Annotated in this window: 22 protein-coding genes and 1 tRNA gene; 8 read left to right on the forward strand and 15 right to left on the reverse strand. The window is 60.4% G+C overall.

Features of this window, described 5'->3' with window-relative positions; genetic code table 11:
• The first annotated feature begins 195 nt into the window (after positions 1 to 195).
• Positions 196 to 942, forward strand: a complete 747-nt coding sequence (locus CQR48_RS06920) for a GntR family transcriptional regulator (RefSeq protein ID WP_101452443.1) — start codon at positions 196 to 198, stop codon at positions 940 to 942.
• 505 nt (positions 943 to 1,447) lie between these two features.
• Here CQR48_RS06920 and CQR48_RS06925 read toward each other — a convergent pair.
• Positions 1,448 to 1,894 (reverse strand): MerR family transcriptional regulator, encoded by a 447-nt coding sequence (locus CQR48_RS06925; protein ID WP_101452444.1) that lies wholly within the window; start codon positions 1,892 to 1,894, stop codon positions 1,448 to 1,450.
• A gap of 306 nt (positions 1,895 to 2,200) precedes the next feature.
• Positions 2,201 to 3,292: a zinc-dependent alcohol dehydrogenase family protein gene (locus CQR48_RS06930; protein ID WP_101452445.1), complete on the reverse strand. Its 1,092-nt coding sequence runs from the start codon at positions 3,290 to 3,292 to the stop codon at positions 2,201 to 2,203.
• A 263-nt stretch (positions 3,293 to 3,555) separates the two neighbouring features.
• Here CQR48_RS06930 and CQR48_RS06935 point away from each other — a divergent pair, with 263 nt between their 5' ends.
• From CQR48_RS06935 to CQR48_RS06955, 5 genes are all read left to right on the forward strand, one after another.
• Positions 3,556 to 4,671: a ribonuclease H family protein gene (locus CQR48_RS06935; RefSeq protein WP_101452446.1), complete on the forward strand. Its 1,116-nt coding sequence runs from the start codon at positions 3,556 to 3,558 to the stop codon at positions 4,669 to 4,671.
• A gap of 260 nt (positions 4,672 to 4,931) precedes the next feature.
• A complete protein-coding gene (locus tag CQR48_RS06940; RefSeq protein WP_244898962.1) occupies positions 4,932 to 5,741 on the forward strand; it encodes an ABC transporter ATP-binding protein in 810 nt (269 codons plus the stop codon).
• 11 nt (positions 5,742 to 5,752) lie between these two features.
• The gene (locus CQR48_RS06945) at positions 5,753 to 7,633 is read left to right on the forward strand and encodes an ABC transporter permease (RefSeq protein ID WP_101452447.1); all 1,881 of its coding nucleotides are present in this window, start codon (positions 5,753 to 5,755) and stop codon (positions 7,631 to 7,633) included.
• Positions 7,634 to 7,944: 311 nt separating this feature from the next.
• A complete protein-coding gene (gene rpiA / locus CQR48_RS06950) occupies positions 7,945 to 8,643 on the forward strand; it encodes a ribose-5-phosphate isomerase RpiA (protein WP_015450935.1) in 699 nt (232 codons plus the stop codon).
• Between the two features lie 233 nt (positions 8,644 to 8,876).
• Positions 8,877 to 10,190: an O-acetylhomoserine aminocarboxypropyltransferase/cysteine synthase family protein gene (locus tag CQR48_RS06955; RefSeq protein WP_180335131.1), complete on the forward strand. Its 1,314-nt coding sequence runs from the start codon at positions 8,877 to 8,879 to the stop codon at positions 10,188 to 10,190.
• A 444-nt stretch (positions 10,191 to 10,634) separates the two neighbouring features.
• On the opposite strand, the gene CQR48_RS06960 is transcribed toward CQR48_RS06955, so the two are convergent.
• The gene (locus tag CQR48_RS06960; protein ID WP_004268639.1) at positions 10,635 to 10,724 is read right to left on the reverse strand and encodes a 30S ribosomal protein bS22; all 90 of its coding nucleotides are present in this window, start codon (positions 10,722 to 10,724) and stop codon (positions 10,635 to 10,637) included.
• A 114-nt stretch (positions 10,725 to 10,838) separates the two neighbouring features.
• A complete protein-coding gene (locus CQR48_RS06965) occupies positions 10,839 to 11,477 on the reverse strand; it encodes a hypothetical protein (protein WP_015450937.1) in 639 nt (212 codons plus the stop codon).
• A gap of 102 nt (positions 11,478 to 11,579) precedes the next feature.
• On the opposite strand from CQR48_RS06965, the gene radA reads away from it, so the two are divergent.
• The gene (gene radA / locus CQR48_RS06970; protein ID WP_101452448.1) at positions 11,580 to 13,004 is read left to right on the forward strand and encodes a DNA repair protein RadA; all 1,425 of its coding nucleotides are present in this window, start codon (positions 11,580 to 11,582) and stop codon (positions 13,002 to 13,004) included.
• Positions 13,005 to 13,039: 35 nt separating this feature from the next.
• On the opposite strand, the gene ribF is transcribed toward radA, so the two are convergent.
• From ribF to nusA, 5 genes are all read right to left on the reverse strand, one after another.
• Positions 13,040 to 14,350, reverse strand: a complete 1,311-nt coding sequence (gene ribF, locus CQR48_RS06975) for a bifunctional riboflavin kinase/FMN adenylyltransferase (RefSeq protein ID WP_101452449.1) — start codon at positions 14,348 to 14,350, stop codon at positions 13,040 to 13,042.
• A 109-nt stretch (positions 14,351 to 14,459) separates the two neighbouring features.
• The gene (gene truB, locus CQR48_RS06980) at positions 14,460 to 15,464 is read right to left on the reverse strand and encodes a tRNA pseudouridine(55) synthase TruB (protein ID WP_101452450.1); all 1,005 of its coding nucleotides are present in this window, start codon (positions 15,462 to 15,464) and stop codon (positions 14,460 to 14,462) included.
• A complete protein-coding gene (rbfA, locus tag CQR48_RS06985; protein ID WP_044091633.1) occupies positions 15,457 to 16,032 on the reverse strand; it encodes a 30S ribosome-binding factor RbfA in 576 nt (191 codons plus the stop codon). Before rbfA ends, truB begins: the two co-directional genes overlap by 8 nt.
• 235 nt (positions 16,033 to 16,267) lie before the next feature.
• The gene (gene infB, locus CQR48_RS06990; protein ID WP_101452451.1) at positions 16,268 to 19,066 is read right to left on the reverse strand and encodes a translation initiation factor IF-2; all 2,799 of its coding nucleotides are present in this window, start codon (positions 19,064 to 19,066) and stop codon (positions 16,268 to 16,270) included.
• Positions 19,067 to 19,259: 193 nt separating this feature from the next.
• Entirely contained in the window at positions 19,260 to 20,324 is a 1,065-nt protein-coding gene (nusA, locus tag CQR48_RS06995; RefSeq protein ID WP_101452452.1) for a transcription termination factor NusA, read from the reverse strand.
• A gap of 159 nt (positions 20,325 to 20,483) precedes the next feature.
• On the opposite strand from nusA, the gene CQR48_RS07000 reads away from it, so the two are divergent.
• On the forward strand, positions 20,484 to 21,299 hold the full coding sequence (locus CQR48_RS07000; RefSeq protein ID WP_101452453.1) for a hypothetical protein: 816 nt from the start codon (positions 20,484 to 20,486) through the stop codon (positions 21,297 to 21,299).
• A 677-nt stretch (positions 21,300 to 21,976) separates the two neighbouring features.
• Here CQR48_RS07000 and CQR48_RS07005 read toward each other — a convergent pair.
• From CQR48_RS07005 to rpsM, 6 genes are all read right to left on the reverse strand, one after another.
• Positions 21,977 to 22,062, reverse strand: a tRNA-Ser gene (locus CQR48_RS07005).
• A gap of 165 nt (positions 22,063 to 22,227) precedes the next feature.
• On the reverse strand, positions 22,228 to 23,127 hold the full coding sequence (gene truA, locus CQR48_RS07010; protein ID WP_101452454.1) for a tRNA pseudouridine(38-40) synthase TruA: 900 nt from the start codon (positions 23,125 to 23,127) through the stop codon (positions 22,228 to 22,230).
• A gap of 194 nt (positions 23,128 to 23,321) precedes the next feature.
• Positions 23,322 to 23,969 carry a 50S ribosomal protein L17 gene (rplQ, locus tag CQR48_RS07015; RefSeq protein WP_015450947.1) on the reverse strand — a complete coding sequence of 216 codons (648 nt, stop codon included), beginning with the start codon at positions 23,967 to 23,969 and terminating at the stop codon, positions 23,322 to 23,324.
• A gap of 77 nt (positions 23,970 to 24,046) precedes the next feature.
• The gene (locus CQR48_RS07020; protein WP_015450948.1) at positions 24,047 to 25,045 is read right to left on the reverse strand and encodes a DNA-directed RNA polymerase subunit alpha; all 999 of its coding nucleotides are present in this window, start codon (positions 25,043 to 25,045) and stop codon (positions 24,047 to 24,049) included.
• 79 nt (positions 25,046 to 25,124) lie between these two features.
• Complete coding sequence (gene rpsK / locus CQR48_RS07025; protein ID WP_015450949.1) at positions 25,125 to 25,523, reverse strand: 30S ribosomal protein S11; 399 nt, start codon at positions 25,521 to 25,523, stop codon at positions 25,125 to 25,127.
• Between the two features lie 77 nt (positions 25,524 to 25,600).
• Entirely contained in the window at positions 25,601 to 25,978 is a 378-nt protein-coding gene (gene rpsM, locus CQR48_RS07030; RefSeq protein WP_015450950.1) for a 30S ribosomal protein S13, read from the reverse strand.
• Between the last annotated feature and the right edge of the window lie 100 nt (positions 25,979 to 26,078).

The raw sequence follows: 26,078 nt of genomic DNA on the forward strand, positions 1-26,078 counted from the left end.
AAGAAATCGTCGGGTACGTACGGTAGCTCGTGTACCCGAACGCGAGCGCCGGTCAGTCCGGTCTCGCGAAATCCATCGACGATGCCCGGACCCGCAACCACTCACGGGGCCGGGCATCGTTGCATGCAACCGTAATCGTCGCAACATATTCACCTGATAGTGTTTGCGCAAACACAACCCATCGGGAAGATTGATATGGAAGCACCTCGAGAGGAACACACGGAAACCATCCGGCGGATACGCACGATTATCAGAACCAACCAACTGACCGCCGGCGAAAGAATCGGCACCGAACGCGCGATTGCGCAACGGTTGAACGTCACGAGATCGACGCTGCGATCGGCTCTCGACGCCATGGAGCGCAATCACGAAATCGTCCGTCTCATCGGCCGGGCCGGCGGCATCGTCGTTTCAGATGGCAAAATCGTGCGGAATATCGATACCATCGAATCATTGCCCGATATCGCAAGAAGACAAGGCTTCACGCTGGATACGACCGTGCTGAGCGCGACACTTACTACCTGTGGCCCAAGCGACGCGCGCCATCTCGGTTTGCAGATGGGAGACCCGATTTACCGCATGAGCCGGTTGAGACGACTGGATGGCACACCGCTGTCCTTGGAGCAAAGCACGCTGCCAGCGGCATTATTCCCCGACCTCTTGACGTATCCTGATTTCGGCATATCATTGTACGGCACGTTGAACACGCGATATGACGTCGACGTATCCGATGCCGAAGAGACATTGGAAACCTTTGAGGCATCCGACGAACACGCGGCGCTGCTGGATATCCCGACAGGCTCGCCGGTTGTGCGCATCCGGCGCGACGCATCCGACACCCAGGGCAGGATAGTCGAGCACGCGGTCGATCTTTTCGCGGCATCGCGAATCCGATTCACGCTCAAGGCGACCGGATATGTGCGGCTGTCTGCTGCGGGGTGACTCGATCTGATTCGCCGTGCCCCGTCTTATTCCGTGACACAATCAGCCTGCGGAACATGATTGTCCGGACCGCCGCCACGCCGAATCCAGCGACGCGACATCTGGGATCTTTTACGAAGTTCGAGCTTCTTGCAGCAACGCTGTTGTCCGGCGGACGGGAGTTTAACGCGAATCGGCCTATCGGGCGCTAATCTCCCGCGCGAGGTGTGGGAGTTTGCGGGAATCACGCGTTCATGCGGACAATCTCCCAAGGGAAACGTTGGAATCCCGCGATTCTTGAAAATCGGTCCCGAGTCAGGTTTTGGGAGAACTGTGGCGGATTGGCGCATTCGCGATAAACTCCCGCGGCAATCCGGGACTTCTCTGTCAAATCACCGATTCGCGGCTTATCTCCCACGGTTCGCGGGAGATAAGCAGGTTTCACGCTTCCGTGACGCAAACTTCCGCGTCGATCACGCCACACGCGCAGACCATAATCCACACCGCGCGGCACAATCCAATGATTTCAATGGCTCAGCCGGTGCCGCAATTCGCGCATCTTGGGGCTCAGCTCCTCATCAGGCAGCGCATCAACCTGCTCGCACGACCCCAGCCGGTCGGCCGTCTGGTAGTACCACAGCTTGTAGTCGAGCGCGTCAAGATTGTCCTGCAATGCACGCATCTTGGCAACAACCGCGTCACGCTGGTTGCGAATCATATCGAGCCGCTGCTCGATGGTCGCATCACCTTGGTCGCATAAGTCAACATACTGTTTGATGTTCTTGATCGGCATGCCGCCTGCCTTCAAGCATCCGATGATGTTGATCATCGGCATGTCTTCATCGCGGAACACGCGCGCCCCGCCGCTGGTGCGCCCGACGAACGGCAGCAATCCCTCACTGTCGTAATACCGCAGTGTCGAAGTGGATACTCCAAGCTTGCTTGCCATTTGGCCGATGGTGTATGTCGCCATCAACGACTCCTTTCCGTCCCCGATTGCCTCTTCGAAAATCCTTGAAATCCTGACATTCTGAAGACATCCTACCGACGCAGTACAACCCCACAACCCAATATCGCACCATCGCAACACTATTGCAGAACACCGGCGCGCACCTGCCGCCCAAGATTGTGGTCCTAGGCGGCAGAGACAATGCGGGAGTCCGACGTGGCTGCAATATCAATGTCGGCTCAGATGCGGTTCCGGCGTGACTCCGATGCGGATGCGAACTGATACATCAAGCTCACGCATCATGCCACCCATCGCGCTCGTTGTCGACCGTCAGCCTTCGACTTCGGACACCTTCACCAACGCCTTAATGACGCGGCGTGCATCCATGTCGGCGTAGGCTTGCGGAACCTCATCCAAGGTGTATGTCTTGGTGAAGACGCGTCCCGGATGGATGTTGCCGGCGAGCACTTCTCGCAGCAGGCGCTGGCGGGCGTAGGTGCGCACGGGGGCCGGACCGCCTTTGATACCGATATTGCGGTAGAACGTCGCCTCTGCCGGGATCTGCACGCCGTGGGGCAGACCCACGCGGCCGATGACGGCACCCGGACGGCCGACACGCAACGCGGTGTTGAACGACTGGGCGGAACCGACGCATTCGAGCACGGCATCGGCACCGGAGCCGGTGAGTTCCATGACGCGCGCGACCGCCGCGTCATCACGCTCGGGGACGATGTCGGTGGCGCCGAATCCGCGGGCGATTGCGGCACGATCCTCATGGCGGCTCATGGAGATAATCCGGGTAGCGCCCAGCAGCTTGGCGGACAGCACGCCGCACAGGCCGACCGCGCCATCGCCGAATACGACAGCGGTATCACCAGGCTTGACTTCGGCGCTGACAGCCGCATGATAGCCGGTGCCCATCACATCAGACAGGGTCAGCAGGTCGGCGAGCATCTCATCGGAGAAATCCTTCGGGCTCGCCGGCGCACCGGGGATATCGTCTGCGGCGAGCGCCTCGGACACGTTGACAACCGTGCCATTGGCATGCGGCACATGCAGATATTCGCTTTGGCAGCCTTCACCTTCGGCTCCGCCGAAGTACCCGCCGTTCAAGCAACTGGATTCGAAGCCGGCCTTGCACGCCACGCATTCGCCGCAGCTGATGGGGAAAGGCACGATGACGAAATCGCCGGGTTTGGCGGCAGTCACGTCAGCGCCGACCTCGGTGACGACGCCGATGGATTCATGCCCGATCGGGGTACCGGCGGAGTTCACGTCCTGACTGCGGTAAGGCCATAGGTCGGACCCGCATACGCACGTGCGGACGACACGGATAATCAAGTCGCCCGGATCCTTAATAGCGGGAATCGGGCGTTCCTCGACGCGGATATCACGAGGACCGTAATAGATGGTTGATTTCATGATGGTTGCACTCCTTGTGTTGTGGCGCGGATCGCGCAGTTTTGCCGCCGCGAGCGTTGCCCGGCAAACACGCGCTGTCCGGAACGATTCCCTATCCGCGTCGTGATGCTTTCACTCTAAAGGTTCAAGTTCACTTCAAGTCAAATGGCGACACGCCCGAATGGCCAGGCAGCCGCATCCCGACGGCAGACAGGACGAACCGCGCCGATTGAGCGTTCCTGCGACCGCTGCAGCGTATCCCCACCTGTCCGTAAGGTGGAGGCATGACAATCACGGTTTCGACGGATGGATCAGCACTAGGCAATCCGAACGGTCCGATGGGGTGGGCATGGGCCGACCATACGCCGCACGCGGGCGGGACTCCCGGGCACGAGCACGAGGGCGATTGCGACGCCGGCGGCGCCTCGAACGGCACCAACCAGATCGGTGAGCTGTGCGCGGTGCTTGAAGCCTTGCGCGCTCACCCGGGCGCTGAGCCGCTCGTGATCGAATCAGACTCGCAGTACGCCATCAACTGCTCCACAACCTGGGTGCGCGGCTGGAAAAAGCACGGTTGGAAGAACTCGCAGGGCAAGCCGGTGAAGAACCGTGAGCTCATCGCCGCCATCGACCATGAGATCTCGCAACGGCCCGGACCGGTGAAATTCGTGTGGGTCAAGGGGCATAATAACAATCCCGGCAACGAAAAAGTCGACCACCTCGCCCACGGGTATGCGGGCGATTGCCGCAGCGGTGTCAAACCGGGGTATCTGCCGCTTGAGGGCTGGCAGTCGCTGCTCGCCTCGGAATACGCGAAGGGCACCGTCGTACCCGAAGACGCGCACATGCTGATGGAAGGGAAGATTTCCGCGGCCGAATACCATCTGGGACGCGCCGAAGACACCGGCGGCGTGCCTGGTGCGGATGGCAGGCAACGCGCAGACAGAGGACAGAGCGCAGGCGGAGGGCCGGTTTCGCGAACTTCCTCCGGCAGCGGGCGCGCCGAATCGCTGGCTGAGCAGCTGGCCGAACCGGAAGGCGTTCCGGATGATCTGCCGGATTACCACAGGACCGCGGAAGCCGCGACAACGGACGCGGATGATGACACCAGCACCGCCGAACCTGCCGGTTCAACCGACGACGAATCAGCCGCCTCAACCCCCGATAACCAGACCGTACCGACGGCCTCCTCGACCGCTTCCGCATCATCCGGCGGCAATCGCTCGCGCGTGGTCCCCGGCTTGACGCTCTCCGGCACGTTGCGGTTCTCCCCACCTCCGTCCAGCAGCCCGACATTCAGCGGTGAGCCCCGCCATATTCACGGGCTGGTGGAGATTGACGGATACGTGCAAGGCGACGGCTCCATCGAGCTCAACGGCGCCCGATTCATGCTTGGGTAGGCGGGCGGCCGGCAGTCAGTGGGACCATGGGCCCGAGCTGCGAAGCATCAAAGGTCATCACATCATAGTCACGCTGTAAGCCGAGCCAGAATTGAGGTGTCGTCCCCAACGCCCCCACCACACAACAGGCCATCCCCGCCCCGACCGGAAGAACCGATACGAAAAGCAGCGCTCATTCCGCACTGAGATATACTTGGCGTTACGGTTTCTGAAGTGCGCCACTTCACACGGAAGCCAAATGGCGAATCATCGAGGAGGCCATGAGCATGCCGATACCACACACCGTCAACGACGTCACGCCTGCACCGACGCAAGCAACTGACCCGAGCATCGTCCTGTCACTGAGTGATATCACGTTTTCATATTCAAACAACACGAACATTCTTCGCGATATCTCACTTGACTTTCCAAGCGGTTCATGGAGCGCAATCATGGGCCCCTCCGGGTCAGGCAAGTCGACACTACTCTATTGCGCCAGCGGGCTGCTAAGCCCCCAACACGGGCATGTTATCTGCGGCACCACCGATATCACCACGCTCAAAGGCAATGACCTGACAACGTTCCGCCGCGAACATTTCGGATTCGTATTCCAAAATTACAATCTGCTCCCGGAACTCACCGCCACCCAGAACGTCCTGCTTCCCAGCATGTTTGGATCACACGCGCTACCTGAGCAGGACGCTCGCCGTGCACTCGCGGATGTAGGTTTGGACCAGTACGCGGATGCCTACCCGGAAGACCTCTCCGGCGGGCAACGGCAACGCGTCGCCATTGCGAGAGGACTGGCGCTTCATCCGGATATCCTATTCGCCGACGAGCCAACAGGAGCACTTGATTCCAAAACGACACGTGAAGTGATGGATCTCTTCCGCATGGCATCCGACAGAAAACAGACCGTGATCATGGTCACACACGACCCCAATGTCGCGGCATGCGCAGATCAGGTCATTTTCCTTGTTGACGGTTCGGTTGTCGGCATCCACCGCGGCATGACCGCTGCAGATATCGCGTTGGCCTTCAGTACCGGCAACTTCGCTTCAACTCCGTCAACAACCGAAGACGCTCAGTAAGAAGGTGCGCCATGTCATCGCAACTCAGCGTGGTTTCCCGACAATTCCGTAAACGCCACGCCTCCTCATACCGGACGCTGTGCATCTCCACGTTTGCCACGTCGGCATTGGTCACCGCGTGTGCGCTCGTATGGAAATCCGCCCAACTTCAAGACGGAGCCACAGCAGGCAATATCATCCAGCGCATAGAGACCAACGCCTACTATTCAGGTTCGCAGACGCTGACGGGAATCATGCTGCTGTTTTCACTGCTGACAGCATTATTGCTTATCGTCTCCGCAACCGGTTTTGTCGTCGAAGAGCAGCGGAAAAAATACGCTCTACTCTATCTCAATGGCGCAACCGCAACACAGATTCGCATCATTTTGCTTCGATCGCTCGGCGCATACGGCAGTGCGAGTTCCGTCATCGGCTGCCTTGCCGGCTGCGCTCTATGCTTCCCTCTTGCGGCGCTGCTCGTGTCCGCCGGCGGGGCATCACCATCATTCACCGTAATCGTACATCCATCCGCGGCAATCGGCTCGCTGGCAATCATGATCTGCACACTAGCAATAGGTATCCTCTATGCTTCCAAGCGCATCACAAACGTGTCGCCGCTGGAGGCGATTCGAGAAGTGGTCACCGAAAAAACAGGAACACATACCCGCCGCATGGTCGTGGCGGCGATACCGGCCATCGGCGGCATGGCGATTGGATTCGCGCCGACGCAAATCCAGCCCGAAGCAAGAGTGTTCTGTGAAATACTCCTGTTCATCATCGCTTCCGCCATCGCTGCCCCCGGGATATTCCCTGCTATTGTGCGAGGCATCACCGCCGCGTTCACCTCATCGGCCCCAGTTGTCGTAGCGAGCCGAAGAAGCGTCAGGAACGCAAGCCGCACAGCCTCCATCGCTCTCCCTGTCACGATTCTGATGTTGGTTGTGTGCCCATTCCTCACCCTCATGGATACCGCGACCGCCGAAAGCGTATCAACCCAAATGAGCGCAATCCCATCGTCCATCGTCGCACGCGGGGATTCAGCGTATGAGCCGGCATTGTCAACGTTCCTTCAACACGAATCGACAATCAGCTCATCCACGGTGTTCACGACACAAGGGTTCGCCGTTGACGATGACGACACCACCCTGTATTCCATTGCTTTCACGGATCGGCGATCCTTGACGGCCAATGCTTGCGGCATGACAGCATTGGAAGGGGATCTGGCGGATCTGGGCGAAAACAAGGTGGCGGCCGTCGGGAACGGGAAACATCTCGGAGACACCATCACCATCCGCGGTATAGACAACACCGCGCACACCGCGACAATCGTCGCAATTGTCGACGACATCCCGGGATTGTCGCCTTCCTACCTCGCGTTGAAGGGATCTTTGCACTCACAGGGGAAAGCACAACCGTTGATGGCTTATATCAATGCAACACACAGCCGCAACGTCGTCGATACCTGGAATGCAACGCACGCAGACAACACCATCAAGCTATATACCAAACAAGGGTTCATCGACTATTTCATCGAATACCGCAATGAAGGCAGGTCCGGAACATTGCTGCTCATCAGCGGCGCCGCATTGCTCGCGGTCCTGTTCCTTGTCCAGGCGGCCGATACGGCGGCACGAGAGCATCTCGAACAAGACAGGATGCTGAAAACGATATGCGCAACGCCTCAAGGAATCGTCGGCATATCAGCGCTTGAAGGAGTCATTGACGTCATTGCCGCGGCGATACTCAGCGCTGTGGTCTATGCCGTGATCTGGTGTTCCCTGATTGTCATATCATCATCGGGTATGTCGTTCAGACCGCCGATCAGCGCCAAGGCATTCATCGTGTTGACGCTCGTATGTTTGCTGACGACAGGGGTCGTGTGCGGGGCGCGTACGCGTAAAGAGCTGGGATGACGAGCGACAAAGCCGCCACTGCATGCCGCGACGAAGAAGCAAGATCCGTGAGACGTGCAATGGCCGTGCAAGGATTGGCGCCGCCCGTAATACGCAGTGAGCCAATGCCATTCCCGCCCCGCACCAAGTGAACGCATGCACAGGAACATTTCGCGTCTGCAACAATCCCACGGAAATACCGCCGCATCGATACTATAGAAGCAGACTTCGGCGCATTATGCGAGGCGAAGCGACATCGTGACAGTCAGCCCGGAATCGACCCGCGGCGGGCTGCCATGATGTCTGTCATTCAGCGAGCTCAAAGGAGCATTATGGACAAGGCACAGCAAGACGCATTGAAGAAGGCGGCCGGCATCGAAGCCGCGAAGCTCATCCAGGATGGCATGATCGCCGGTCTCGGCACCGGTTCGACCGTGCGCTTCCTGGTGGATGAGCTCGGCCGCCGCGTACAGGAGGAAGGCCTCAAGTTCACCGGTGTCACCACCTCCCGTCGCACGCAGGAGCAGGCCGAGGGCTACGGCATCAAGATTGTGAACATCGACGATGTGGACCACATCGACATCACCATCGACGGCGCCGACGAAGTCGACAAGAACTTCAACGGCATCAAGGGCGGCGGCGCTGCCCTTCTGTGGGAGAAGATCGTGGCGATCAACTCCAACAAGGTCGTGTGGATCGTCGACCAGTCCAAGGTCGTCGACACCATCGGCAAGTTCCCGCTGCCGGTCGAGGTTATCCCCTTCGGCAACGGCCAAGTGATCCGCAAGTTCGAGGCGAAGGGCTACAAGCCGACGCTGCGCCTGGACGCCGAGGGCAAGCCGGTCCTCACCGACGAGAACGACTACGTGGTGGACCTGCACCTCGGGCGCATCGACCACCCGCAGGAGCTGGCCGAGGATCTCATCCACACCGTGGGCGTGGTGGAGCACGGCTTGTTCCTCAACATGGTCGATCAGGTCATCGTCGGCGATCCGGCGGGCCCGCGCGTGCTCACCAACCCGAACAAGTGAGCGTGTAAATCCTCCCTTTCAAACCCCCGCGGGGCAACCCACGGGGGTTTCTTTTACAGCCTGAGCGGGTATCTGCGGCACAAATCCGCCAGAATACAGCCATTGCCGTCGAGAACCACCCGAATCCGTTACACATCACGCATATGAGAGTCAGTGGAATGGCTGGGGATACACTGAATAGGGTCCGTTGACGCACATCCGATACGATGCCCTATCACAGAAAGGCAAACCCTATGACCGATATGACGGCCGACACGGCAGACGAATCGCATTCCATTGACACCATCTGTGTCCAGGGCGGCTGGCAGCCGAAGAACGGCGAGCCACGCACGCCCCCAATCGTCCAGTCCACCACATTCAAATACACGAGCAGCGAGCAGATGTCCCGCCTGTTCGACCTGTCCGAATCCGGGTATTTCTATACCCGCCTGTCCAACCCGACGAACGATGTCGTTGCCAAGAAGATCTGCGAACTCGAGGGCGGCACCGCGGCCATTCTCACGAGCTCCGGTCAGGCGGCGAACTTCTTCGCGCTGTTCAACCTGTGCTCCGCCGGCGACCATATCGTCGCCTCGAACGCCATCTACGGCGGCACATACAACCTCATCAACGTGACCATGCGCCGCATGGGCATCGACTGCACCTTCGTGCACCCGGACTGCACGCCCGAAGAGCTCGACGCCGCGTTCCGCACCAACACGAAGGCCGTGTTCGGCGAATCCATCGCCAATCCCTCGCTCATGGTGCTTGACTTCGACAAGTTCGCCGCCGCCGCACACAAGCATGGCGTGCCGCTAATCGTCGACAACACCTTCCCGACGCCTGTCAACTGCCGTCCGTTCGAGTACGGCGTCGACATCGTGACGCATTCGACCACTAAGTATATGGACGGTCACGGCTCGTGCGTCGGCGGCGCCATCGTGGATTCCGGCAACTTCGACTGGATGGCCCACGCCGACAAATTCCCGGGCCTGACTACCCCGGACGATTCCTACCACGGCGTGACCTACGCCAAGGAGTTCGGCAACGGCGGCGCGTTCATCACCAAATGCGTGGCGCAGCTTATGCGCGACTTCGGCTCGATCCCCTCGCCGTTCAACTCATGGATCCTCGGCCAGAACCTTGAGGATCTGGGTCTGCGCATGAAGCGGCACTGCGAGAACGGCTACAAGGTGGCGAAGTTCCTCAACGAGGATCCACGCATCTCGTGGGTCAACCACCCCGGCCTCGAAACCGACAAATACTACGGGCTCGCGCGCAAGTACATGCCGAACGGCACGTGCGGCGTCATCGCCTTCGGAGTGCCCGGTGGCCGCGACAAGGTCTCCGCGTTCCTCGACCATTTGAAGCTCGTGTCCATCGCCACCCACGTGGCGGACTCGCGTTCGTGCATCCTCTACCCGGCGGGCACCACGCATCGCCAACTCACCGAAGAGCAGCTCAAGGAAGCAGGCGTCGGCATCGACCTCGTGCGTCTGAGCTGCGGCCTAGAAAATGCCGACGATATCATCGCCGACTTGAAGCATGCCTTGGACGCCGTGCTTTAATCGCCCATGCGCACGGGCCTGTGCGCAGTAATAACGTGAATAGCCGAACCGCGAACGGATGGTGATCCCGCCCGTTCGCGGTTTTCTTTCCCGGCGTGCGATCGCCATGTCGGGTTGCGTATGCCCGGACATACACAACCCGACGGATACCACCGGACATCACCTTCTTCCACAGCGTTTTCGCGGACCCCGTACGCCCGGACATACACAACCCGACAGATGCCACCGGAGTCCGTCCGCCTCCACAGCAATCCCACGGACCCCGCATCCCCCAACATACACAACATGCCTATGCGTTCTCTCGCCAACCGGTTACGCCGAAGCCGCGTCCGGATGTCACCAGTTCAAGGCAGCCGCTCCGGTAAGGCAAAGAAAAAGCCCCTCCGAAGAGGGGCCTGAGCTGTGAGCTACTCGCATGTTGCGCGCGAGGCTTCACCGGTGCAACTACTTGCGCTGGTGACGAGTCTTACGCAGCAGTTTGCGGTGCTTCTTCTTGCTCATCCGCTTGCGGCGCTTCTTGATGACGGAACCCATCTGAAGCCTCCATTCTTATTACCGAAAGATTGCAACTCGCCTAATACTACACGTATTCAGCGACTTTGGATAACGACATTCCGACAGCGCACGTGAAAACGCGCTCCGGCATCGTCACAACGGGAATTTCTGGCAGAAAGTCGTCACCGCGTCGCTCGGACCGTTCGCCTGAAATACCGCGGTATCGTTGAGCCAGACGGCGACCGCCTTCTTGCTGTCGGAGGCGTCCTTGCGAATCACATAGCTGCCGGTAGTCTTGCCGCTGACCTTGACATTGCCGGATGCGATCTCGTCGCCAGTCAGCGAGGCGGTCAACGTCTCATACTGCTTTTTTGCATCATCTGCACTGGACCATTGTGCGGTAATCAGTGAGATGTTCTTTGTGTCATCCCCAGTGGAATACGTCATCGTGTACTCTTCCAGCGGTGACGTGGATGTCCAGTTCGCGCTCGGGTTGGCGTCGGTACGCGCATAATTGACCACGCTGTCCGGCATGGCTTTCAGCAGACTGGTCGCGTCAGTGGGCAAAGCTTTCGCCGAAATGGTCGGAGTCGATGGAACTTTCGCGCTCGCTGACTTCTTGCCGCTCGCCGTCGAGCTGGTGGTCGGCGCACTCGCCGGTGTCGTCGTCTTGTTGAGCGCCCAGCCGGGCCAGATGAATGCCGACAGCAGTGCCAGCACGATAACCACCGCCGCCACTGCGATGACCGCAGTGAGCTTGCCATGGGATGAGGATTGTTGAGTGTTCGCCATACGGTTTATTCTCGCACAGCGGCATGACGCGTGCCCGGCATCATCGGGAACGCACGTTGAGCCCGCCGCGCAATGTCGCGAAAGTTCGCTAGCTTCGGCACTATGGCAAAGACTACGACGCAGTACGTGTGCACAGAATGCGGCTGGAACGGCCCTAAATGGTACGGGCGCTGCCCAGAATGCGGCCAATGGGGCACGGTCGAGGAGTTCCATGAGGCGCGTCCCGCCGCAAAATCGCGCACCGCCGCTCCCGGCCGCACCTCGCGCACGCAGGCACAGGCCGTGGTGGGTGAGGGCACGGTCAAGCCAATCAGCGAAGTCGGCACGGAAAGCGTTGCCCGTATTCCCACCGGATTCGGCGAATTCGACCGTGTACTGGGCGGCGGCATAGTCCCCGGTTCCGTCGTTCTGGTCGCCGGCGAACCGGGTATCGGCAAATCAACGCTATTGCTCGAAACCGCAGGAAATGTGGCGCGCACGAACCCGGATGGCACCGTACTGTACCTGTCGGGCGAGGAATCGCAGGCGCAGGTGCGCATGCGCGCCTCACGCATCGATGCGGTGCAGGACAATCTCCTGCTCGCCTCCACCACTGATCTGGCCACCGTTTTGGGGCTGATCGCTCAGGAACATCCGCGGCTCGCCATCGTGGATTCCGCGCAGACTATCGTCTCCCAAGATGTCGATGGCATCTCGGGCGGTTCCACCCAGGTGCGTGAGGTCGCGAGTGCGCTTATCGACACCGCAAAAACCCTTGACATCCCTATTGTCCTGGTCGGTCACGTCACCAAAGACGGTTCAATCGCCGGACCGCGCACACTGGAGCATCTGGTCGATGTGGTCTGCCAGTTCGAAGGCGATACCCAAACCGCGCTGCGTATGCTGCATGCGGTGAAAAACCGGTTCGGCCCCACCGACGAGGTTGGCTGCTTCGATATGAGCGGCGAGGGCATAGAAGAGGTGGCCGACCCTTCCGGGCTGTTCCTGTCCGCTTCGCAGGAGACGGTAGACGGCACATGCGTGACCTTCACCCTGGACGGGCATCGCAGCCTGCCAATCGAGTTGCAGGCGCTTGTCACGAAATCCGTGTTGCCCACCCCGCGTCGTGCGGTCAACGGTGTGGACGGGAACCGCTTGGCGATGCTCACCGCGGTCCTGTACCGTCATGGCAAGGTGAATCTGCTTGCCAACGACGTCTATGTTTCGACCATCGCGGGGGCATCGGCCAAAGAGCCAGCGTGCGATTTGGCGATTGTTGCGGCGTTGGCGAGCGCAGCGACCGGTACGCCGATCGCACGGTCGACCTGCGCAATCGGGGAGATATCGCTGACCGGACAGGTGCGACCCGTCCCCCAGCTCACCCACCGGTTGAACGAGGCGGCACGGCTCGGGTTCACACGTGCCGTGGTTCCGGCGACCCGTTCAAGCAAGCGGCGGGGAGGTTCCGCGCCGAAGGGGATTGAATTGGTCGAGGTGACGTCGTTGCGGGATGCGTTGGATGCACTGGGACTCACGAAGCGCCGGTGAGAGACGGCTGACGATATGCCAGCGCCAACAGCCTTTCAGGCCTGCCGGGCGGCTTCCACAGCCTGCTTGGCGTTGACCGCAAGCTCGGCTTTCAGTGCGTCCACGGAATCGAACTTGATTTGCGGACGCAGGAATCCGGTGAATTCAATGCGAACGCGATGCCCGTACAGGTCAAGCCAGTCATCGGTCACCGCATAGGCTTCAACGACACGTTCCGGCTCGCCGGCTTCGGCTTCGAATGTGGGTTTGGTGCCGATAGAGATAGCCGCCGGCCAACGGTATGGCGAGTGCGGAGCAAGCCGCGATCGAATGGAGGCAAGGTTCAGCGGCCGCGGGATGCTTGCGGCTGGCGTGGTGCCGTCCGCATTCGCAACATCGGGCCGAGCAGCGTCTTGTGACGCCTGATCCGCCGCATCTGCTGACGTCGTCGAATCCTGCGCATCATCGCCGTTCTTCGACTCACCCAAGTCAACCAGCCACCCCGCGTACACGCCATCGACAGGCAGGAATCCGTCAATTTGCGTGTCCAGATTCGCTGTCGGGAAGCCGATGCCACGACCGCGCTGCTCGCCGTGAACAACCGTGCCTTCGATGGCATGAGGCGCGCCCAGAATGGCGTTCGCATCCTTGATCCGTCCATGGGACAGCAGATAGCGCACATTCGAGGAACTCCACACTCTCGCCTGTTTGGCTTGATGCTTCTTACTCCACGCGCGCATCTTGGCCTTGGTCATGCCGGCGGTCGGGTCTTTCGGCTCGCCCGGTCCCTCAGGCGCAACATATGCGATATTCTGCGGGATACGCGTGTATCCGGGCCCGCGGTCGTCAACGATGTCCAGTTCGAACACACCGGTGGCGAGCGCAAGATTCTCGATGGCTTTCACATCGCCGGTGCGGCCCGCCCCCATATGCGCGTCCTGCCCCAGCACGAGGGTGCGCATACCGAGTTTGCCGACCAGCTGGCCGAGGAAGAAACGGAAGGATTTCGCGGCGAACGCGAGCGTATACCGCACGAGCAGCACGTGGTCCACACCCAGTTCGTCCATGACGCGCAGCCGCTGGTCGACGCCCATGAGCCGCTCAGGATCGGCGATATCCGCCGGCGGCTGCTGCCCCTGATGGGTTTTTGCGTACTGATGGACGACACTCGGCCGCGGGTCGAACAGGATGACCACCGAGAAGGCGTTGTTGCGCTTGGCCAATTCAACGGTTCTTCCAATCACCGCACGGTGCCCCTGATGCATGCCGTCGAAGGATCCGACCGTGACGACGGATTTACGGTTGACGCTCAAGGTCGGCCAGTTGACCAGCCCGTTGACGTCGGGAACCAGATTGGTGATGTTCATGCTGTTCCTCTTGTCGTTGTCCCGAAACTCTTGGATGTCTTGGTTGTGATGTCTTGGTTGTCTTCGATGTTTTGGATTCTTGGATTGCCGCGTCTACTCTAGCAAAAGGTCAGGCGCCGGGGAAGACCACCGTCGGGCGCGATTGCGCCGGCGTCCCGCTGTCGGGGACAATGATGGCGACCACGTCTTCACTGGTATCTGTCGGATGCGCGATGGCGGCTGTGGCACCCGCCACGGTGACGCCAATGCTGCGCCCGTACCGCAGATCCTGCGCCTGCTTGTCACTGACATCCACGACGGGCATGGTCATGCGTGCGGCCTGCCCCATGGTCAGGGCGGCGTCCAGGAGTTGCTCCTTCGTGGTATCAAGCCGGGCCCTCATGCGGGTTTCGTGCCGTCCGTCGCGCGTGGTGAAGCTGTGTTCCTCGCTGCGGGCGGGCAAGACATGCGTTCCTTTGAGGCTGAACGCGCCGACATGGGTGCGCCGCAACCGGGTGAGGTATCCGCCGACCCCGAGGATATGGCCCAGATCGCGGGCGAGCGCCCGAATATACGTGCCCACAGAGCAGGTGACGCACACGTCGATATCGCGCGTGCCCTGCGCCGCATCCGGTTCATGGACGGCGAGCACGTCGAAGCTGCCGATGGTCACTTTGCGAGGCTCGAGGGCCACCTCCTTGCCTTCGCGGGCGAGATCGTAGGCGTGTTTGCCGTTGATTTTCACCGCGGAGTAGGAGCTCGGGACCTGGCTGATCTCCCCCATCAGGTGGGTGTTAATCGCCTGTTCAATCACTTCCCGGGAAAGCGCGGCGATTTGCGCGCGCACGTGTTCGCGTTCCTCAGCAGGCCACTCGATGGCCTCGCCTTCGGCATCCTCGGTAGTGGTGCGCATCCCGAGCCGGATGGTCGCTTCATAGGTCTTGTGATGGTCGACGATGTAGTTGAGCAGCCGGGTGGCGTAGCCGAACCCGATGACCAACACGCCGGTGGCCATCGGGTCGAGCGTGCCTGCGTGGCCGACGCGTTTCACGTGAAGCACCGACCGTACCGCGGCAACGACGTCATGGCTCGTGACCCCTTGCGGCTTGTCAATGACGATGAGGCCGTCAGGCATCCTGCCCGCCTGTCAGCCCGCTGTCGGTATCGTCATGTTCGTCGCCGGTATCGACGGCGTCGTCGGATTCCTCACCGTAGTTGTCGTCGTCATAAGCATCGTACTCGTCATCTTCGGCCCAGCGGTTCTCCCGCTCCTCAGGATGCTTGTATGGATCGGCCTCGCCGGCGTACTGGGCGTGTTCGCGGCTTTTCGCGAGTTCCTCGTCACGACGACGGGCGGTGACCAGAATATCTTCGATTTCGGTCGCCTCTCCCGGCACCTCGTCGAACTTGAACTTGAGTTCCGGGGTAAGTCGCAGCCCCGCCTTGCGACCTACCAGCGTGCGCAGACGGCCTTTCGCCTGATTGAGCGCTTGCTGGGCGCGCTTGCGTTCACCCTGCTCCTTGCCGTCGTGGCCGAGCTGGGTCCAGTAGATGGTAGCGATCTGCAAATCGTTGGTGACCCGCACGTCGGTGATGGTCACGCTGTGGAGCCGTTCGTCGTGCAGCTGGCGTTCCAACGCGGATGCGACCACACGCTGGATGAGCGCCGCGATGCGCGCCGCCCGTGGATTCGTCCCTGCCAATGGTGTTCCTTTCTAAGAGTTCTAGGAGCCGGTCTGTTCGAGGCCGGTCTGATACGTTCGTTGGTTTGATATTCCCACAGCCCAGTCACGTGTGCCTGTTTCAGGCTGAGGGCGTAACCGCCCGCGGGCAGTCTTCATGTCTTCAGTTGCGCAACAGGCCAGTGCGCCATGGAGTGCACTGGCCTGTTACCTGGTGTTCCGAACCGTTGTGGGCGGCTTGGGCCGTCCGTCGCGGCTACTTGCGTTCGATTTCGCGCATCTCGAAGGTCTCGATGATGTCGCCGATCTCGATGTCGTTGAAGGTGCCGAGGTTGATACCGGCCTCGTAGCCTTCCTTGACCGACTGGACGTCGTCCTTGAAACGACGCAGCGAGGAAATCTCCAAGTCGTTGACCGTGGCGACCCCGTTGCGCAGGATGCGGCACTTCGTACCACGCTTGACCTCGCCGTCCTGAACCATGACGCCGGCGATGTTGCCGAACTTGGAGGAACGGAAGATTTCGCGGATCTCGGAGTGCGAGGTGACGACCTCTTCGTATTCGGGCTTGAGCATGCCCTTCAAGGAGGCTTCGACATCCTCGATGGCCTTGTAGATGATCGAGTAGTACTTGATCTCCACGCCTTCACGTTCCGCCAGATCGGCGACCTGACGGTTCGGGCGCACGTTGAAGCCGATGATAACGGCCTTGTCGACGCTCGCCAGGTTGACATCGTTCTGCGTGATGGCACCGACACCGCGGTGGATGACCTGGATGCCGACTTCCTCGGACACATCGATCTTCATGAGCGAATCCTCGAGGGCCTCGACAGAGCCGGAGGAATCGCCCTTGATGACGATATTGAGCATATCCACTTCGGACTTGGCGAACTGCTCCTTGAGGCTTTCGAGCGAAACCACCTTGCGGCGCTTGGCCAGCTGGGCCGCGCGTTCGGTGGCCTGACGCTTCTCAGCGATCTGGCGTGCCGCACGGTCGTCAGGGGCGACCAGGAACAGGTCACCTGCGGTCGGCACAGAAGTCAGGCCAAGCACCTGGACAGGCGTGGACGGGCCGGCGGCCTTCATATGATTGCCGTTCTCGTCGAGCATGGCACGCACGCGGCCATACGAGGTACCGGCCACGATAGCGTCACCCACATGGAGGGTGCCGGACTGCACGAGCACAGTCGCCACAGCGCCGCGACCCTTGTCGAGTCGGGCTTCAACGGTGGCACCTCGGGCGTCCATATCGGGGTTGGCCCGCAGATCAAGCTCCGCGTCGGCGGTGAGCAGCACCGCTTCGAGCAGCTTGTCGACATTCGTGCCCTGCTTGGCGGAGATGTCGACGAACATGGTGTTGCCGCCGTACTCCTCCGGCACAAGGCCGAATTCGGTGAGCTGTCCGCGCACACGCTCCGGGTTGGCGCCCGGCTTATCAATCTTGTTAACCGCGACCACAATCGGAACATTCGCAGCCTGCGCGTGGTTGATCGCCTCAACGGTCTGGGGCATGACGCCATCATCCGCGGCGACCACGAGGATCGCGATATCGGTGAGTTCGGCGCCTCGGGCACGCATAGCAGTGAAGGCTTCGTGGCCAGGGGTATCGAGGAAGGTAATCTTGCGCGATTCGCCGTCAAGCTTGACCGTCACCTGGTATGCGCCGATGCGCTGGGTGATGCCGCCAGCCTCACGAGCGACCACGTTGGTCTTGCGGATGGTATCCAGCAAGCGGGTCTTACCGTGATCGACATGGCCCATGACCGTGACCACAGGCGGACGCGGCTTGAGGTTCTCGTCGTCCTGCAGCTCTTCCTCATCAAGGTCGATGTCGAACTGCTGCAGCAGCTCCTTGTCTTCCTCTTCAGCGGAGACAATCTTGATGTTCCAGCCGATTTCCTCACCAAGAATCTGGAAGGTCGCCTCGTCGAGGGACTGGGTCGCCGTGGCCATCTCACCGAGATGGAACAGGACGGTGACGAGCGCCGCCGGATTGACATTGATTTTCTCAGCAAGATCCGCAAGGGACGCGCCCTGACGCAGACGCACAGTCTGGCCGTTGCCTGCGGGGATGCGCACACCGGCGATGACCGGGGCCTTCATCTCCTGATATTCATGACGCTTCGCGAGACGGTTCTTGCGTGCCTTCGAGGACTTGCCGCCCTGACGACCGAATGCACCTGCGGCACCGCCACGACCACGGCCGCCGCCACGGGATGGACCAGCATTGCCGCCGCCGTTCTGGAAGCCGCCGCCGAAATGATTGCCGCTTCCACCGCGGTTTGCGCCGGCACCTTGGCCAGGACGATGCTGGCCCCACTGCCCCGGACGAGCACCGCGGCCGTTGCTGAAACCATTGCGGCCGCCACGACCACGGCCTCCACGACCACCTTCGACGGTCGGGCGCGCCATGGGGTGCGGACGCGGGATGTCACCCGGAGTGGGCACGTGCATGCCCTGCTTGCGGCTGAACGGATTGTTGCCCGGACGCGGACCAGGAGTCGCGGTATGCGGGGCTCCGGAACGCTGTTGCGACGCGGCGCCTTGGGCTCCGCGCGACGCGTGTGGACCGCTGGCCCCTGGGCGAGGACCATTACGACGCGGATTGTGACCCGGACGGCCTTGCTCACCGTTACGGGAATTGCGTCCCTCGCGGTTGTCGCGACGGTCGTCACGACGCTGGGGACGGTCGGGACGGCCACCCTGCTGGGAACGCTGGCCGGCATGCGGCCCCGGATGCGGTGCACCCGGCTTCGGCACATGCAGATGTGCCGGCCCCGGTTTCGCGGCATTGCTCTCGCTTGATGCCTGCGACTGCTCCTGATGATGCTCGGAGTGTTGCGGACGCGGTGCAGCCTTTGCACCTTGCTTCTTATCGTTTGGCTTATTGGATGCATCCTGCTTCGGGAAGGATGCCTTCAGACGACGAACGACCGGCGCCTCCACGGTAGAAGACGCGGACTTGACGAACTCCCCCATGTCCTTGAGCTTCTCAAGGACGGTTTTGCTGTCAACGCCAAGCTCCTTGGCCAGTTCATATACGCGCTGTTTTGCCACTCAGTTTTCTCCTATTCCGTGACTGCGCGCATATGCGCAGTCACACTTCGATGATGGCGAGCTTACCTTGTCTCATCGTGCGACCATGATCTGTTACCTCGTCTCCGTGTCACGACCCGGAAGTATGGACTGCCGGGCCCGGATTGCCGCAATCCAGCATACCGGAGACTGTGGATTGCGGCGCGAGCCGTGTCTACTTGTTTTCAGCCGATTGTGACGCGCCGTCCTCGGCTGCCCGTTCGGCTGCGAGCTTCGCCTTATGCTGCTCGGCAGACTCGATGCCGATCTTCCAACCGGTCAGCTTCGCGGCGAGACGGGCGTTCTGTCCTTCCTTGCCGATGGCGAGCGACAGCTGGTCGTCATGGATGAACGCGATGGCGGTCTTGTTCTTCTCACTGATGACCTGCACATCCGTCGCAACCGCAGGGGACAGCGCCGACGCCACAAACTTCGCCGGATCTGCGGACCAATCGACGATATCGATCTTCTCATGGCCGAGATTCTCCATGACGGCACGCACTCTGGAACCCGCGGGGCCGATCAGCGCGCCCTTCGGATTGACGCCGTCGGTGTTCGCCTTGACCGCGATCTTGGTGCGGGCGCCCGCTTCACGTGCAATCGCCATGATGGACACAGCGCCAGAAACCAGCTCAGGCACCTCACGCTCGAACAGACGACGGACGAGTTCAGGGTGGGAACGGGACACGACAATCTCCGGTCCGCGCAGGCCGCGGGAGACATTGACCACATACACGCGCAGACGTTCGCCGTGACGGTACCGCTCGCCCGGCACCTGCTCGCGACGGGGAAGCAACGCCTCGACATCGCCAACGGCGATATGTACATTGCTCGGATCCTTAGCATCCTGCTGGACGATACCGGTGATCAGCTTGCCCTTCTGCCCTGCGAAGGCGCCAAGCACACGGTCATCCTCAGCCTTGCGGAACAGCTGGCTGATGACCTGACGCGCCGTCGCGGCGGCGAGACGACCGAAATCATGCGGGGTGTCGTCATACTCCTCCCCCAACTTCGGCGCCGGATGAGGGTCATCCTCGGTCGGCTCGACCGGAATCTCGTCCTGAGCCCAGATCGTGAACGTGCCTGCACGCTCGTCAAGCTCGACGCGGGCATGCTTCGCCGCGTGCGGTGTTTTGAGATAAGCCAGTCGCAATGCCTCAGAAAGTGCATCATCCAGCGTCTCGGCGTCAATTCCCTGACCAGCTGCCAGCTGGTGAATACCTGCCAGGTCCAGTTCCATCCTGCAAGACCTCCTATGTGAAGTTATTACCGAGCGCTTTGCCCAATTAGTCACAGTTACGTACTACTTTAGATGATTATGCAGACACGCAGCCCCCTCCTTCGCCGTGCGCGCACTATCTTCAGATACGCCGCCATATGCGTTGCCACAATCGCGGTGATGACTGCCACGACTGCATGCTCATCCCCCAGAATCGCAGGACGAGCCGAATCGGAATATCAGGAAACCGACTGCGAGCGCTCCTACCGCTCCGCCACCGACAACGACTCCCGCGCACAGCACGGGCCAATCATCGTCAGATACTTGGCGTCATCGCAGTCGGCGCAAGACTGGCAGACCGTCGCGGCAGCATGTCCGCAACGCATTTCAGAAGGGGTCATCCGCAGCGCGCAAGCCCAATGGCTGGCCAACAATCTCGCGCAAAGCATCTCACAGACCTACACGGCGAGCGCCCACGACGGCAACGCCCTGCGCAGACAGCGTCTCGATGGGCTGACAGCACTGCCGTTAAGCAAAGCAATTCTTCGCAAACTCGCGCTTGCCGAAGACCGTGCAGGCTCCGCATTGCAAGTGCTCGCCGCCAAGGGGGTGGCCGGCGCGACCCTCACCGCAAGCGACAACCATCATGCCGCCGGGTCGCAGTTGATGTCTATCGCGGGCAATACCGGCGATTTGCGGCAGAAAGAATACGACATATCCAATCTGCTCGCCAATCCGAGCACTGCAACCGACAAATCAACAGGATTGCAGGCGTCCACAGTGTCCATCATCGAAATCGACTGCGCGTTGGAGGAGTTGGCCGCCCTCGCATCCCCCGACAACACCGTCTCGAACACCGGGGCTACAGCAGCCAGCACCCGCACCAATCAGATGCTCGTGTTGGTGCGTCTGATTACGGGGCATTGCTACGAGGCGTTTGAGCAAGGCTACCCGAGCGCCGATTTTGCGGTTTTCGCAAGCAGCAGCAAGCAATGACGCCACACCTGGCATAGTTCGCGATCCCGTAATACCCACGACTCGACGAACTGTGGGTGGCCAGATAAATACGTCTGGCCCATCGGTCCTCTTCGTCTCTGTATGCCTGTGTATCAGCAAGTCCGAAAAATCACGCCGAAAATCCTGCGCGAGAGAGATTTTTCGAATAATCTCTGAATATCTCTCCGATGATGCGAAATCCGCGACTTTTTCAGGCCCGCCCAGGAGCCGTAATGTCGGTTTACGTATGCCCCGGCATACGCCGCATGGCAGACGGGAGACGCCATGCCCCATCCGTGAGCAATATGGCGAGTTGCGTATGTCCGGGAATGCGCAGACCGCAGGGCACAGCCCGGAGCTGCTGCTTTCCGACGATATTGTTCAGCTTCGCATGCCGCGGCATACACGATGCGCACGCAGACCTGAACAATGTTCCAGTCTCCCATACATCTCGCTGCGGCATATAGGAATCAAAGTTATTGCCTATCATCCTCAACGGCGTTGCGGCACGCGCCCACCATGCCCCTAATGCGTCCCCCAATATGCGCCGTAACATGTATCCGTATGCTCCTCGACGCAACCCTGCCTGGTGGCGAGACACACCGTGAAACCGTTGGAACCGCGCGGTTTTCGACTTGATAACAAGAAACCCCGCGGGTGAAACCCACGGGGTACTGCGGATGAGGCGAGATTCGAACTCGCGGAGGGTTTCGCCCTCACACGCTTTCGAGGCGTGCTCCTTCGACCGCTCGGACACTCATCCAAGTCGCTCGTCACTGCGATGACTGCAGAAAACATGCAACCTGATTATTATAGGACAATTTCACGCACATCCGTCCCGCGTGTCGCGATGATGCGAGAATATACCCCCGCCAAGCTGTTCTCACATGCCGACTTAAGCATGTGCGACTAACGTGCAACCGAACAGCTATTCCAAGGTGCGCTTCGCCCTGATTGCCTCGGCACGCGCAGCCAGTTCATCATCCGGAGGGTAGGACACGTGCTCCAACGTCAATCCGCGCGCATCGATAGGCCCGGTTGAACCCTCACGAACCGGCTCGGCCATTTTGTGCGCGAACCAGTCCAAGCTTTTCCTACCTCTGCCTACCTGCACGCAAGCATTAACCAACGAACGCACCATATTGTGGGCGAAGGCATCAGCGACGATCGTGAAACAGACCAGCCCTGACTCGAGAACAGACACCCGATACCCTGCCGTATCGGAATCCTCCGACACCAACGGTGCATCCGGGATTCTGTCCCAGTGGGCGCGCTTGACCTCCCTGATGGTTGTTCCCCCGGGATTGGGTGTCGCGAACGAGCCGAAATCGTGCAGGCCTACGGTCATCCGGGCTGCCTCGTTCATTAGGCCTAAATCAAGACGATCCGGGATTGCCGTCACAAATCCGCGCATCCTGGGGTCCACCGGCCGACCTTCATCACAAATCCGATAGACGTAAGTTCGCTCCAGCGCAGAGAATCGCGCGTCAAAACCGTCAGGCGCGCGGCTGATGGAGCGGATAACGATATCATCGGGCAACACATGCCTGAGGCGACGCTCCAACGCCTCGACACCATTCGCCCGCATATGGCCGATGCATGAGTCAAGAACCTCGGGCGATATATCGACGTGGCACACCTGCCCCAACGCATGCACGCCGGTATCGGTTCGGCCGGCGACAGTGACACGAACCTCCCGCTCGTCAGCAAGTCGAAGGATGGTCGCCAACGCGTGTTCCAGTTCGCCTTGTACTGTGCGCAGGTCAGGCTGTCGCGCCCAGCCATGATATCCGCCGCCATCGTAGGAAAGGTCAATTCTCAATCTCATCGGCTCAAGTATACGACCTTGGCATAAATATGTGCCGTTAATCAAGGGGCATGCGACAGTGAACAGACATCTGCAGGATACGTCCCGTGACAATACCCCGATATGCGATCATATACGACAACTGGGGTCGGACCCGTATGGATCCGACCCCAGTCATCAGTGTTGTGCAACAGTCACGGAAGGTGACGGTTCACTCACTTCTCGTCAGCAGCCTTCTCGGCGTCATCAGCCACGTCAGCTTCCTCAGCCTGCTCAGCAGCCTCGGCATCCGCGGCATCCGCGGTCTTGTCGAGGTCAACAGCGGCGGCGTCAGCAGCGGCGACATCGTTGCCGGACTCGTTGGCGGCCACAGCCTGCTCAACAGCATCATCAGCAGCGCCATCAGCGATCGCGGCATCGGCGGCGGCTGCAACAGCCTCGCTGTCTTCCTTCGCGGCGGTCTTGGCAGCGGCTTCAGCTTCCTTCACGACGGCCTTCTTGGCAACCGGCTCGGTGACGAGCTCGATGATGGCCTGCGGAGCGGAATCACCACGACGCGGAGCAATCTTGACGATGCGGGTGTAGCCACCCTCACGCTGTTCCATCTGCTCGGCAATCTCAGTGAAGAGCTTGTGGACAATGGACTTGTCACGAATGACGCGCATCACGCGACGGCGGGAGTGCAAATCACCACGCTTGGCGAAGGTGATCAGGCGCTCGGCAAGCGGACGCAGACGCTTTGCCTTCGGCAGGGTGGTCTTGATGCTGCCGTTACGGAACAGGCTGGTCGCCATGTTCGCGAGCATCAGGCGCTCATGTGCCGGGCTCGACGCCAGACGCGGGCCTTTCTTCGGTTTTGGCATGTTTACTCCTTATTGTTCCCGCTCAGGTGGGCAGATGCCCGAACATCCGATCAGGAACGGTTGGTCAAAGGTGCGGTTCACTCATCTTCCGGCGAGAAGAACGTGCCACCTTCGAGGTTGTTGGTATCAAATCCGCCAAGTGGCGAAGGCTTGAGCGACAGGCCGAAACCTTGCAGCTTCTCCTTGACTTCGTCGATGGACTTCATACCGAAATTGCGGATATCGAGCAGATCCTGCTCGGTGTGGGACACCAGCTCGCCGATGGTGTGAATCCCCTCGCGCTTGAGGCAGTTGTAGCTGCGCTGCGTGAGATTGAGATCCTCGATCGGGATGGACATCTCGGGGTTGGTCTCTTCGGCAACCGGTGCCGGACCAACCTCGACGCCCTCGGCCTGAGCATTGAGCTCACGGCACAAGCCGAAAAGCTCAACCAGGGTCGAGCCGGCCGAAGCCACCGCATCACGCGGCGAAATGGCGGGCTTGGTCTCCACGTCCAGAATGAGCTTGTCGAAGTCGGTGCGCTGTTCCACGCGAGTGGCCTCGACTTTGTAGCTCACCTTGAGAACCGGGGAGTAGATCGAATCGACCGGGATGCGGCCGATTTCGTCGTTATCCTGCTTGTTCATCTGAGCAGGCACATAACCGCGGCCGCGTTCAACGGTGAACTCAATCTCGAGTTCACCATCGTCTTCGAGCGTGGCGATGTGCAGATCCGGATTAGCGATGGTGACGCCGGCAGGCGGCGTGATATCTCCCGCCGTAGCCTCGCCCTTACCGCTTTTGCGCAGATACATGACCACTGGCTCGTCGTATTCGCTGGTCAGCACGATGCCCTTGATGTTGAGCAGGATCTCGGTGACATCCTCGACCACGCCAGGCAGAGTAGTGAACTCATGCAGGGCGCCGGAGATGCGGACCGAAGTGACTGCCGCTCCAGGGATGGAGCTGAGCAGCGTGCGGCGCAGGGAGTTGCCGAGCGTATAGCCGAAGCCAGGCTCGAGCGGCTCGATCACGAAACGTGAGCGCTGTGGATTGAGAGATTCCTCGGTAAGTGTCGGACGCTGTGCGATAAGCACTGTGGTTATCCTTTCAGCTTCTGATCGGTGGTGCACTCACCGGCCATAAGCGGGTTGGATGGGTGGATTGTAAAAGTGCTCAGACGCGACGACGCTTCGGAGGACGAACGCCGTTATGCGCTTGTGGGGTGACGTCGGTGATGGAACCGACCTCGAGTCCGGCGGACTGCAGGGAACGGATGGCGGTTTCACGACCGGAACCCGGGCCCTTCACGAATACGTCGACCTTCTTGACGCCGTGTTCCATCGCCTTGCGGGCAGCGGATTCGGCGGCCATGCCAGCGGCGTACGGCGTGGACTTGCGGGAGCCCTTGAAACCGACATCGCCACCGGACGCCCAGGAGACAACCGCTCCGGACGGGTCCGTAATCGAGATGATGGTGTTATTGAAAGTGGACTTGATGTGCGCCTGCCCGACCGGCACCGACTTGCGGTCCCGGCGACGCGGCTTGCGCGCAGCTTGCTTGTTGGCTGCCATTGACCCTCGTTTCCTAGTAACGAACTTGAATGCCCGGGCGATGAGCTAGTCCGTCTCGTGGCCCGGGGCACGCCACCTTACTTGGTGGCCTTCTTCTTTCCGGCGACCGTACGCTTCGGACCCTTGCGGGTGCGGGCGTTGGTCTTGGTGCGCTGACCGCGCACAGGAAGTCCCCTACGGTGACGCTGGCCTTGGTAGCAGTTGATCTGGATCTTACGACGGATGTCCGCATCGATTTCACGACGCAGATCGCCTTCGATCTTGTAGTTGGCTTCAAGATAGTCGCGCAGCGTGATGAGCTGCTCATCCGTAAGATCCTTGACGCGGGTATCCGGATTGATTCCGGTCGCGGCAAGCGTTTCCTTCGCACGAGTGCGGCCCACACCAAAGATGTAGGTCAGCGCAATCTCGATACGCTTCTCATTTGGGATGTCGACTCCGGCAAGACGTGCCATTGCGATTCCTTTTGTTTTGCGCAGGTCTCACACCGAATCGCCCGGTTTCCCGGCCCGGGCCTGCGTACCCGGGGTTCAGCTTGCGCTGTGATTCAGTGTC

It is taken from the genome of Bifidobacterium thermophilum, from assembly GCF_002846655.1.
GTDB classification, from domain to species: Bacteria; Actinomycetota; Actinomycetes; order Actinomycetales; family Bifidobacteriaceae; genus Bifidobacterium; species Bifidobacterium thermophilum.